The organism is Limnospira sp. PMC 289.06, assembly GCF_032350395.1.
Taxonomy (GTDB): domain Bacteria; phylum Cyanobacteriota; class Cyanobacteriia; order Cyanobacteriales; family Microcoleaceae; genus Limnospira; species Limnospira platensis.
In genome coordinates this window covers 17,857-30,228 of sequence record NZ_JARPLC010000054.1, presented here as the reverse complement: position 1 = coordinate 30,228, position 12,372 = coordinate 17,857, and the positions used below count along the sequence as shown (strand labels likewise).

General features: G+C 46.9%; 10 protein-coding genes and 1 pseudogene. 7 read left to right on the top strand and 4 right to left on the bottom strand.

Features of this window, described 5'->3' with window-relative positions; translation table 11 throughout:
* The 7 genes and pseudogenes from P5674_RS12915 to P5674_RS12885 form a co-directional block, all read left to right on the top strand.
* A pseudogene (locus P5674_RS12915) lies at positions 1–237 on the top strand (hypothetical protein); the annotation flags it as partial.
* Between the two features lie 107 nt (positions 238–344).
* Positions 345–713: a 2Fe-2S iron-sulfur cluster-binding protein gene (locus P5674_RS12910; RefSeq protein WP_006618757.1), complete on the top strand. Its 369-nt coding sequence runs from the start codon at positions 345–347 to the stop codon at positions 711–713.
* Positions 703–1,248, top strand: a complete 546-nt coding sequence (locus P5674_RS12905) for a thermonuclease family protein (protein ID WP_126277494.1) — start codon at positions 703–705, stop codon at positions 1,246–1,248. The genes P5674_RS12910 and P5674_RS12905 overlap by 11 nt, the downstream gene beginning before the upstream one ends.
* Before the next feature lie 174 nt (positions 1,249–1,422).
* The gene (locus P5674_RS12900) at positions 1,423–2,235 is read left to right on the top strand and encodes an inositol monophosphatase family protein (RefSeq protein WP_006618759.1); all 813 of its coding nucleotides are present in this window, start codon (positions 1,423–1,425) and stop codon (positions 2,233–2,235) included.
* A 297-nt stretch (positions 2,236–2,532) separates the two neighbouring features.
* Entirely contained in the window at positions 2,533–3,441 is a 909-nt protein-coding gene (locus P5674_RS12895) for a J domain-containing protein (protein ID WP_315670028.1), read from the top strand.
* 92 nt (positions 3,442–3,533) lie between these two features.
* Positions 3,534–4,769, top strand: coding sequence for an ATP phosphoribosyltransferase regulatory subunit (locus tag P5674_RS12890; RefSeq protein WP_014275392.1), 1,236 nt, complete (start codon positions 3,534–3,536; stop codon positions 4,767–4,769).
* A gap of 682 nt (positions 4,770–5,451) precedes the next feature.
* Positions 5,452–6,690, top strand: a complete 1,239-nt coding sequence (locus P5674_RS12885) for an LL-diaminopimelate aminotransferase (RefSeq protein WP_014275393.1) — start codon at positions 5,452–5,454, stop codon at positions 6,688–6,690.
* A gap of 107 nt (positions 6,691–6,797) precedes the next feature.
* Here P5674_RS12885 and infB read toward each other — a convergent pair whose 3' ends face one another.
* From infB to rimP, 4 genes are all read right to left on the bottom strand, one after another.
* The gene (gene infB, locus P5674_RS12880; protein WP_014275394.1) at positions 6,798–9,920 is read right to left on the bottom strand and encodes a translation initiation factor IF-2; all 3,123 of its coding nucleotides are present in this window, start codon (positions 9,918–9,920) and stop codon (positions 6,798–6,800) included.
* A gap of 311 nt (positions 9,921–10,231) precedes the next feature.
* On the bottom strand, positions 10,232–10,498 hold the full coding sequence (locus tag P5674_RS12875; protein ID WP_035737147.1) for a YlxR family protein: 267 nt from the start codon (positions 10,496–10,498) through the stop codon (positions 10,232–10,234).
* 39 nt (positions 10,499–10,537) lie between these two features.
* The gene (gene nusA, locus P5674_RS12870) at positions 10,538–11,785 is read right to left on the bottom strand and encodes a transcription termination factor NusA (RefSeq protein WP_014275395.1); all 1,248 of its coding nucleotides are present in this window, start codon (positions 11,783–11,785) and stop codon (positions 10,538–10,540) included.
* 70 nt (positions 11,786–11,855) lie between these two features.
* Positions 11,856–12,317: a ribosome maturation factor RimP gene (gene rimP / locus P5674_RS12865; protein ID WP_006618766.1), complete on the bottom strand. Its 462-nt coding sequence runs from the start codon at positions 12,315–12,317 to the stop codon at positions 11,856–11,858.
* Between the last annotated feature and the right edge of the window lie 55 nt (positions 12,318–12,372).

Genomic DNA, 12,372 nt, shown 5'->3' with positions numbered 1-12,372 from the left:
CCTGCCTTGCTTAGATTTCTCCAAGCGTCGGGACATATAAACAGTTATGGGATGGTCAGGGTACGAGTCTTTTTTATTCCACCAAGGAGTGAAAGTCCCATTAGGAGGTTATTTCAGCCATTGCAGCCTTATTTAACTCCTAAACGTCTCGCACCTATGCTGTTTACCATAGCACAAAATGCTTGGCTAAGTGAAAGCCGCCCTTCTAGGGCGGGGTTTGAGACCCATGATTTTTGATAAATTGGCGGTGGGTGGTTGTCTGTTGTCTGTTGGCTGTTGCTTGTTTGTGGCTAAAATCTCCTATGATAGGAGGGGCTGTGAAAAAAAATGCAAGAACTGATATTATGTCCGCCTATCATACAATTCGTATTAACGATCGCCAAAGGGATAAGTCCTACTGTGTGCAAGTTCCAGAGGATCGCTACATCCTCCCATGTGCAGAAAATCAGGGTTCAGATTTACCCTATTCTTGTCGCAATGGTGCTTGTACAACTTGCGCGGTGCGGGTGATTTCAGGAGAGTTGTATCAGCCGGAGGCGATGGGATTATCTCCAGAACTACAGGAGGAAGGATATGCTTTGCTTTGTGTGAGCTATCCCCGTTCAGACCTGGAAGTGGAAACCCAGGACGAGGATGAAGTCTACGAACTCCAGTTTGGTCGCTACTTTGGTAAAGGTAAGGTGCGATCAGGGTTGCCCTTAGATGAAGATTAGTCATAAGCTACTGAGATTGATGCTTACCGGACTGTTACTCCTGTTGTGGGGTATCGTGGGGGTTGGGTGTTCTGAACCGCCGGAAACGCCCACAGGTATGACTGTCAGAGTAGAACGGGTGGTTAGTGGTCAGACCATAGAAATTGTCAGTCCTACCGAGAATATACCCAGATTACAGCGGGTAAGACTGATTGGCATTAATGCCCCGGACCTAAGACAAGACCCCTGGGGAATGGAAGCTAAACGAAGGCTACAGCAGCTTTGTCAGGGACAGCAGGTGCTATTAGAATTAGACCAAATGGAAAGCGATCGCTATGATCGCCTATTAGCATATATATGGCGCGATGAAATTCTGGTTAATGAGGAATTGGTTAAACAAGGTTACGCCCTCGCTGAAGCCGGAATTTACAACAACAAATACAGCCAACGTCTTGACAATGCCCAACGGTGGGCTAGAATCATGGGGTTAGGTATCTGGAACCCAGAACAACCCATGCGATTTACCCCCGCTGAGTTTCGCCAACAACAGTCCTGACTGAAAAAGAGGCAGCCGACAGTCTGGGGGTAAGCGAAAATTAATCAATTTCAGATTCCCTATATCATCAAAACTTATCCCCAACCGCAGGGTTTCGCTACTCTCAAAATTATTATTGATTAATCGGGTTATTGTCTGAATCTGTGACCAGAAACTGATGGAATTTTTGCCAATATGACTCAAGAACAATTACAAACATTTTTAGATGTGGCTACCCTAGCAGCGACTGCGGGGGGTACGGTCTTAAAGTATTACTGGGGTAATTTACAAGATATTCAAGAGAAAGGACGCTCAGGAGATTTAGTCACAGAAGCCGATAAAGCCTCAGAAGCGGCGATTTTGGAGGTTCTCAAGCGCCATGTTCCCGGTCATGGTATTCTTACGGAAGAGTCTGGTAGTTTGGGGGATACTAGCAGCCGCTATTTGTGGGCGATCGACCCCCTCGATGGTACTACTAACTATGCTCATCAGTATCCAGCATTTGCCACCTCGATCGCCCTTTTGATTGATGGAGTCCCCCAGGTCGGTGCGGTATATAATCCCTTTCATGATGAATTATTCCAGGGTGCGATCGGTCATGGTGCGACCTGTAACGGTAAACCCATCAAGGTCTCTCAAGCCAATTCCCTAGATAAAAGTCTATTGGTGACAGGGTTTGCTTATGACCGTCGCGAAACCCCAGATAATAATTATGCCGAATTTTGTTATCTAACCCACCTAACTCAGGGAGTCAGGCGTGGTGGGTCTGCTTCTGTAGATTTAGCCTATGTCGCCTGCGGACGTTTAGATGGTTATTGGGAGAGAGGACTGTCTCCCTGGGACTTGGCGGCGGGGGTGGTCTTAGTCCAAGAAGCTGGGGGAAAGGTAACAGCCTATGATCAGAGTCCTTTTGACATAAAATCTGGGCGCATTTTAGCTACCAATGGTTCCCTACATTCTAGCCTTAGTAAAGCCCTTTTAGAAACACCCCCCTTATCTTCCTGGTAGCTTTTGACTCCCACAGGAGAATCACCAATCAGTCAGAAAATATGTCAAAATAAGATTGAGCAGCAGTTGGGCTTGAGTTGATTGCGGTCAGATGTACACACAGATACGGTGATCCGGTTATGTCTGTGGGCTTAACTAGCTAATCATCCGTAATTGTGCCAGGCTTAACTGTTATGCTTTCCGGTTGAGGGTTATATGGAATATCCTCGATATGGTTGCATCTAGTTATAATCCCATAAATATCACTGAAAATCAGAATTTAACTTGGCATTTCTGAGATACCAAAAGGCGAATACTATGTCATTTAAAATAAATCAAGGATTATTCCAGCTTGGAATTACGGACAATCATGCTATTTTAGGTATTAAAATAGATGCTGATTTTAATGCTATTCGCAAACAATATATGAGGATTGCGCGTCGTTTGCATCCAGATACTTCGGCTTTTCAGGAAACTGAAGATAAGGAATTGGGGAAAGAATTATTGGCGAAATTGGTGAGTCCGGCTTATAACAAATTTTCTAAGGATGATGAGAAACGAGAATATGAATTGTTAATAAACACCATAGCCGATCGCATTAAAAAAGACCCCAATAGTATTGAAATATCGACAGAAGCAGCTAAACAGCTACAGACCATAGGTGATTTTAATCAAGCCTATGAAACCAGTTTACAGGAACTGGTGGAACAACAGTATGAATCCCCGAAACAAGCCCTGGCTAGAATTGGTGAAATTAGCGAACTGAATTTAGTGTATTTAATGCGATCGCGATCGGGTAATGTGGTCGCTACACCAACGCCGCCACCCCCACCAGCAGAAGCTAAGTCAGAGGAAGCGCCGCCACCCCGACCGGTGAAAACATCTTTTGTCGATAAGGCTTGCGATCGCGCCGTCCAGTTAATGGAAACTAGCAACTATGCTAAAGCTATTCTGGAACTCAAAGACGCGGTAAAACGGGAACCGTCACACCCCCGTTGTCATGGTCTATTAGGGTTGATTTATATTAAACAAAATCAGCCTAAATTAGGTACACCCCATATTAGAAAAGCCCTAAGTATTGATCCAAATCAGCCGGAAGCGATCGAAGCCCAACAACTAATTCAGAAAACAGCTACCACCTCTAGTGTCAAAGGTAAAAGTAAAAAGTCAGGTTCAGGAAGCGGCGGTTTATTAGGGCGACTATTTGGCGGGAGTAAGAAAAAGTGAAGGCCGCCATTGTGAACAAATCGACTCAATTGCAGGTAATCTGTAATAATCTGTAAGCCGTCCCCTAATTTTGTACTACTTTTTTTAATCCCATGATTCATCAACCGCCACCGGGTGCGCGAGATCTACTTCCTCTCGATGTAGCCCAAAAAATTTGGATTGAACGCCGACTACAGCAAGTATTTCATCGCTGGGGCTATCATCGCATTATTACCTCTACCCTAGAAAGGCTTGATACCCTCATGGCTGGGGGGGCGGTACAACGTTCAACAGTCATCCAATTACAAGATGCAGAAAATGAAGGTTTGGGACTGCGCCCGGAATTAACGGCTTCTATTGCTAGGGCGGCGGTTTCTCGCATGGCGGGGAATGACCACTGGCCGCAACGTCTGTATTACAATGCTAATATCTTCCGCAAAGGTGGAGAGACGGGACATGGTACGCAGTTAGAATTTTATCAGGCTGGGGTAGAATTACTTGGGGCTGATGGAGTCCGGGCTGACTGGGAAGTTTTATTGCTGCTATGGGACTGTTTGCGATCGCTCAACTTACAAAACCCACAGTTTATCCTAGGGGAAGCTGGATTAACGCGATCGCTTTTATCTCCCTTTCCGCCACCCTTACGCGATCAGGTTCGACAAGCGATCGCTAATCTCGATAGAATTACCCTGGAAACCCTTTCCATGTCGCCAGAATTGCGACAACGGGCTTTATTCCTCTTTGACTTGCGCGGTCGTCCTGAAGACGTTTTAGCCAAGGTTTCCCAACTAGACCTAGACGACAGCCAAAGATCTGCCCTCAACAACCTAAAATCCTTAATTGATGGTCTCAATCAATATCAGAAATGGCGACCAGATACTCTATATCCCATGTCCATCACCCTAGATCTCAGTCTGATTCAGACTTTTGACTACTACACAGGCATTGTCTTTATTGTAGTCAGTGATAGTCATTCGGGTTCACGGGTATTAGGTCGCGGCGGACGTTATGACCAGCTTTTAGGACTTTATCACCCACAGGGAGAAACTAAACCCAGTATTGGCTTTTCCCTCACCATTGAGGAACTGCATCAGGTATTATTAGACATGGGAGAGCTTCCCTCTGATATTCCCTCCGGTGATTGTTTGGTGGTTCCCAAAACCCCCCAAGCTGAAGTCGCCGCCTTTGCTTATGCACAAGATTTGCGTCAGTCCCAGGATGCACAGGTACAAATGGAATTGAGTATTTCCGATGATTTACTCGCCCTCCGAGAGTCCGCCCGTCGCCGGGGAATTACCCAAATCGCCTGGGTAGATGAACAAGGTAATCCTACCTTAGAAGTGATCTAATTTCAGTCTACATTATACCCACCACAATTATCCATTAATTCCCTGGTGGGGTGGCGCGGGTTTATTCATCTGGTCGTGGGGAATATTTACTGATGACAGAATTCTCTGGAACCATAACTATGTTAAGTACCAAGATTTAGCCAAATACAGGCGGGATTTATTGAATGGGGGAGATTTATTGAAAATGTTACCCCAGGAATCAGAGCGGAATAGTTTGACTAAATTTTTGCTAGAAATTAGTGAACAATATGCCTCAGTTTAAGTCTCTATGAATCTCCGGAATTAACAACAGGCGATACAGTTAAGATGGTGCGTCAATTATTTCGAGGTGTCGTTGACCACTATATATGCCAGGTTTGACGCACCCTACATTAAGATGGTGCGTCAATTATTTCGAGGTGTCGTTGACCACTATATATGCCAGGTTTGACGCACCCTACATTAAGATGGTGCGTCAATTATTTCGAGGTGTCGTTGACCACTATATATGCCCCGTTTGACGCACCCTACAGGGAACTATTGGGGTGGTTAATTGCTCCCAAATAACCCTTAATTATTCCGAGGTGTCGTTGACTCCGATATCTTCCTGGTTGGAAGGACCCTACAAAGACTGTGTTTACAAATAAGCGATCGCACGTCCCCCCTAGGCGGTAAGCTGTTGGAGAGTGTTTGCACAGTAACGATGACAACTATTAACGATAATTACCTAAAACTCAAAGCTGGCTACCTATTTCCAGAAATCGCCCGGCGGGTTAATACCTTTGCGGAAGCCAACCCCGACGCACAAATAATTAAACTGGGAATTGGTGATGTCACCGAACCTTTACCAGAAGCCTGCCGAACTGCTATGATTAAAGCCGTTGAGGAAATGGGCGATCGCTCTACATTCAAGGGCTATGGACCAGAACAGGGTTATAGTTGGTTGCGCGAAAAAATTGCCCAACATGACTTTCAAGCCAGAGGCGGCCATATTGACCCAGAGGAAATCTTTATCTCTGACGGTTCCAAATGCGACACGGGGAACATTCTCGATATTTTTGGCAAAGATAACACCATTGCCGTCACCGATCCAGTATATCCCGTCTATGTAGATACCAACGTCATGGCAGGAAATACCGGACCCGTCAATGAGCGTGGGGAATATGAGGGGTTGCTATACCTTCCCATTACCGCCGAGAATAATTTTACCGCCGAAATTCCTAGCGATCGCGTCGATTTAATTTATCTGTGTTTCCCCAATAACCCCACAGGCGCTACAGCCACCAAAGAACACCTGAAACAATGGGTTGATTACGCCCGCGCCAACCGTTCAATTATCCTATTTGATGCCGCCTACGAAGCCTTTATTACCGACCCCAGCCTACCTCACTCCATTTATGAAATTGAAGGCGCTCGTGAATGTGCGATCGAATTCCGTTCCTTCTCCAAAAATGCTGGTTTTACCGGCACTCGTTGCGCCTTCACCGTCGTTCCCAAAACATTAATGGCAAAAACCTCCTCCGGGTCTGATGTCGAGCTGTGGAAGCTGTGGAACCGCCGCCAGTCCACCAAATTTAACGGAGTCTCCTACATTATACAACGGGGAGCCGAGGCAGTGTATTCCCCCGCCGGACAATCCCAAATCCAACAACTCGTAAATTTCTACCTAGAAAACGCCCAAATCATTCGCGAAAAATTGACCACCGCCGGACTCACAGTTTATGGTGGTGTCAATGCCCCCTATGTATGGGTCAAAACCCCCAGCGGTCTATCAAGTTGGGACTTTTTTGATAAATTACTGCAAACCTGTAATGTAGTAGGAACACCAGGTTCCGGTTTTGGTGCAGCCGGGGAAGGATATTTCCGCATTTCAGCCTTTAACAGCCGTGAAAACGTAGAAGCCGCCATGGAACGCATCACAGACAAGTTTAAAACCCTCTGAAATTAGTTCACAGCAAAAACCCCGGCTTCTTCAAGAAACCGGGGTAGCGTGCGCCAGAGACTACCGATTGCAGTCAACAATAATGTTCTAGCTAACCAAGAAAGTCCCTAGCGGGAGAGAGTCCGACGCTTAGTCACCATTCGATAGGCTTCAATAGAGTCACTCTCATTCCAGTCATTGAAGTTTTCTGCCGCAATACCACATTCATATCCAGCATTAACTTCCTTCACATCATCTTTAATCCGCTTCAGGGAGTCAAGGAAGCCATCATAGACTATCTGTCCACCGCGATGAACTCGGATTTTGCAGTTACGAATCAGCTTACCAGACTGAACATAACACCCAGCCACACGGGAACGACCTACAGGGAAAATAGCCCGCACTTCCGCTTGACCAAGAGGTTCTTCCACCAATTCCGGTTCTAGCATACCCTCCATCGCCGCTTCAATATCATCGAGGAGGTTATAGATAATGTTGTATTCACGAATATCAACCCCAGCGCGGTCAGCTGCGCCTCGTGCGCCACTGGCGACAGTAGTATTAAAACCAATCAAAACCGCATCACTAGCCGCTGCTAGGTCAATATCAGTCTCTGTCACCTCACCCGCCGCCGCTAACAGCAGTCGCAGTTGTACCTCCTTCTGAGGTAATTTCTTCAAAGCATTAACTATAGCCTCTACAGACCCCTGAACATCAGCTTTCAGAATAATATTGAGGTCTTTAAGTTCTCCCTCCTGAACCCTAGCCGACAAAGCACTGAGACTAACCCGACCCTGGAGTAAGCGAGACTGTCGGGCTGTATTCGCCCGTTCCGAAGCCAAAGCCGCCGCCTCTTTTTCGCTCTCAAACACCTCAAACTCATCTCCGGCCGCCGGAACATCCCGCAAACCCAAAACCTCAACCGCAAACGAAGGGCTCGCATTATCGACCCGTTCACCATGATCATCAATCATAGCCCGAACCTTACCTAGGGCAGAACCTGCTAAGATTACATCTCCTACCCGCAGAGTCCCATTCTGTACTAACAGAGTAGCCACCGGGCCCCGTGCTTTATCTAGGTTAGCCTCAATCACCGTACCCTTAGCCATACGGTTAGGATTAGCATAGAGGTCCTCAACTTCCGCCACCAACAGCAACATCTCTAGCAGAGTATCCAGATTTCCGCCATTAATAGCACTAACCGGAACTATAATCGTATCACCGCCCCACTCTTCAGGAACTAAACCATATTCCGTCAGTTCCTGCTTAACTCGGTCTGGTTGAGCCGACTCCTTATCCATTTTGTTAATGGCAATTACCATCGGCACACCCGCCGCCTTAGCATGGCTAATAGCCTCCACTGTCTGAGGTCGCACCCCATCATCAGCAGCTACCACCAGAATAGCAATATCCGTAACTCTGGCTCCCCTCGCTCGCATAGCGGTAAAGGCTTCGTGACCAGGAGTATCTAAGAAAACCACCTGTTGAGTCTCGCCCGACTCATTTGTTACATCAACATGGTAAGCACCAATATGCTGGGTAATGCCTCCCGCTTCTCCCTGGGCTACCTTAGTTTTGCGAATAGAATCGAGCAGGGTAGTTTTTCCGTGGTCAACGTGACCCATAATCGTTACCACTGGTGGACGGCGTTGGAGATTATCCAAATCCTCCGCATTGAGCATATTATCAGGTTTTTGAGCCTCTGATTTCTGCTCCTCCGTTACCACCGTAACCTCTAATTCCTCACAAACCATCGAAATAGTTTTGAAATCTAGGGTTTCTGTGATATTAACCGCAATACCACGGGAGAACAGACGCTTGATAATTTCCGTTTCCGCAATTAACAGAGCATGAGCGAGTTCCTGAACCGTCATCGGTCCTTGAACTACTAAACGCTCCACCTTTTCTGGTAATGCTGGTGTAGGCGATCGCCGAGAAGCAGCCGTTGAATTGCCGCCACTACCACCCGAATTGCGAGATGGTGCTGACTTTCTTCGTCCCTGATTAGAGACTACAGCCAATTTTCCGGCACCAGAACCAGTTTTAGCCTTGGGAGGTCGAGCTAAGGACATACTCAGAGCCTCAGACTCCGAGCTATTGGCCGTCAGGCTATCAAAATCTTCATCATCTTCATCATCAATCAGAGGCTTAATCCGGGGGCGCTTCACCTTGGCTTTAGCTGCCTTACCACCCTTTTCATCATCATCATCTTCATCATCCACAGCACTGGCGCGCTTGGGTGAAGTCATCGGTTGGGGCCGCTTCAGGGTTAAACCGCGTTTGGGGCGTTTCGACTCCAATATTCCATCATCTTCAGGCATAGCCCCGATATCACTATCATCCTCGATGATATCAGTGGAGTCTGTCTTAATCGCGACGGTTGATTGTCTCGAAGGTGGTGGTTGTAGTTCCGGCATCGACTTGGCAGGTTTCACCGTAGAAACCCGCCTTTTCACGTCTCTAACCTCTTGGTTATCAGAGGGAACTGGCCGTTTTTTCTGTTTGGAAGCTACTGGTTTATCAGCTTTATCAGCTTTATCAGCGCTTTTATCCACGGGAGCGCTCCCTCCCTGACTCGGTTTGGGAGTTGGCTTATTCTGTTTTAAAACTGGCTTACGAGACAGTTGCGGAGATTTAGTCGCTGTCGGTACAGGTCGGGCCGGGGGCGCTACTAAAGTCGGTGATTCTTCCTCAGTAGTCGATTTAGACACCTGCGGAGTCGTTTTTTCGGGCTTAATAGTCCCGCTGACATCATCTTGGGCTGTGGTAGCTCCAGAAGAGGTAACTTCCACAGGGGGTTTGCGGGGAGGTTGGGGGGAATTATTAGGTTTTGGCAACTCGGATATATTGGTTTGAGAACTGACAGATGATTCGGACAAGTTGGGGGGTTTGGGGGGAGTGGCAACGGATTCAGCAGATGGCTCAGGCTGGGGTGAGTCTGCTGGTGATGGTTGATTTTCTGGTCTGATGAGGTTTGGTCTGCGAATTTCTAAAATCTGTTGCTTTTTCTTGTCAGCCCCCCCACCACCACCGGAATGGGATTGATGGGCTGCATCGGGGTTTTCATCGGACCATGTGGAAATCGGATGACTGGCGACGTATTTCTCGATCCGTTCGGCATCTGATTCCGTAATTGTACTGCTATGGCTTTTGACAGAGATATTCAGCCGTTCACACACGGCTAAGATGTCTTTGTTCTCCAAATTTAACTCTCGTGATAGTTCGTAAATTCTGACTTTGACGTTGTTCATCCACTCTTGCCTCTTCGTACCAACCCGTTTTTTATTATATTGACATTATTTTAGGGGTTCTACCAACTGCGATCGCCTCCACTGGGTTACACTGTACCACTTTCAGCTCGATCGCCATCGGTACTATATCAACTTACATTTGTTTACTACAGAAACAGTTTAAGCCCTAAACAGACATAATGCCAATTATGCCCACCCTGATACCCTATTTGCAACCAGGGAAACTCTTGTTATTGACTTATGCTGTAATCACCTCCTTATAATTCCAGGTAGCGGGTTGATGGCTGTAAAATTTCAGTCCCCATACTACATTAGCTATCCGGCTGCGAGTCCGTAGCTAAACGCTGCCACAGGATTTGAAATACTTTTTCCGGCACCGGAGCCCTTAATGCTCGTCCGAGTCTATTTTTCTTCTGAGCAACCATCAGGCATTCAGCAGTTTGACAAACATAAGCTGAACGACCCATGCCTTCATCTAATTCTACCTGATGGGATGGATAGACTCTGACCAATCGCCAGAACTCCTGTTTAGCAGCCAGGCGGCGACAGGTAACACACCGACGAAGATGATCCACCATAATTTTGTATCCTCCCATTTATACCATCCCCAAAACCACCTATACCTGAATTTCAGATACTTCTGTAGCTTCTGGCTCTAAACTTTCCTCTTCCGATACTTCCCCAGTTAGTTGTCCCTGAAACTCCTGAGCCACCTTTTCATCTTCAGCCGCCGCATCATACTTAGCCACATCTTTAATATCAATTTTCCAACCCGTCAAACGTGCAGCCAAGCGCACATTCTGACCCTCTTTACCAATAGCCAGGCTCAATTGGTCTTCCGCTACCAGTACATGAGCCCGACGTTCCTCTGGGTTCACCAGACGCACTTCATCCACACGAGCCGGACTCAGAGCATTAGCAATATAAATTGACGGGTCAGGAGACCAGCGGATCACATCTATTTTCTCTCCCCGCAGTTCATTAACTACCACCTGAATTCGAGATCCCCGCGCCCCAATACAAGCTCCCACCGGGTCCACATCTCTGTCTAAAGTATCAACCGCAATCTTAGTTCGTGGACCTACATAATTCGAGGGCGGATTGGCTTCTCTAGCCACAGCCACAATTCTCACCACCTCGTCCTCAATTTCTGGCACCTCATTCGCAAACAGGTACACCACTAACCCCGCATCAGACCTAGAGACAATCAATTGAGGACCACGCTGGGAACCCTGGGAAACTCGCTTCAGATATACCCGAAAAGTCGCATTAGCTCGATAGTTATCCTTGGGTAATTGTTCTCGTTTCGGCAATTCCGCCTCAACTTCTGGCTGTCCATAAACACTACTTACAGCCATAATCACCGACTGGCGCTCAAATCTCAGTACCCGAGCCTGTAGGACGGTTCCTTCATGTTCGGCGAACTCATCCTGAATCATCTTCCGCTGTTTGTCCCGTAACTTCTGAGCCAAAACCTGTTTGGTTTGAATAGCAGCCATGCGCCCAAACTCATTTTGCTCTGGGGTAACATCTAAAGTTACTGTATCTCCCAATTCAGCTTCGGGAGCCACTTCCTGCACATCCTTGAGGGAAATTTGATGGTCTTGGTTACTAGCTTGTTCCACAATGGTTAGGTTTTTGGCTAAAACCCTAAATCCCTCTTCCTCAACATCGAGTTCTACATCAAAATTATCGAAGTAGTCCTCAGTAAATTGGGTATCGATCTGAACCGTGCGCCTATAGCGTTCATACCCTTTGAGTAACGCTTCCCGCAGAGCCTCTTCTACCGCTTGTTTCGGTAGGTTGCGCTCCGTGGAGATGCTCTCAATCATATCTTTGAGTCCGGGTAAACTGACCATTGACATAATGATTTGTCCTCGTAGTAATTAGTTAAATACACAATTGAGATTAGCTGTTATACCTGTCGAATCGGGTTTATTCCCCTTCCTCTAGCAGGACTTGCGTGATTAAGGAATTGGGGATAGAGATTTGTCGCCCTTTCTGATTGATATGGACTGCCATCTCGTCGCGACCCACCAATTTTCCAGTTTGTTGTTTGTGTCCTTTGTAGGGTTCGGAGGTGGTGACTGTTACCGGAAATCCTTTGAAGGAGATAAAATCGCGATCGCAGCTTAGGGACCTCGATACTCCTGGACTCGATACTTCCAGAATATAAGCATCGGGAATTACATCTACCGCATCGAGTTGTTCTTCGAGGGCTCGACTCATCCGCTCACAATCTTCTAAACTGGTGTCTTGCTCCAAATTACGGATATCAACCCGCAGTACAGGAGGCTTCTGGTTAGTGTAAAACATTGCCCCCACGACTTCTAACCCCAGAGCTTTGGCGACTGGGGTGGCTAGGTCGATAATTTTGGGAATTAGGGGGTGAACCATAGTCAGATTTGATGTTAAAACGCTACAATTAGGCTCTATTAAGGTTTGTACCTAA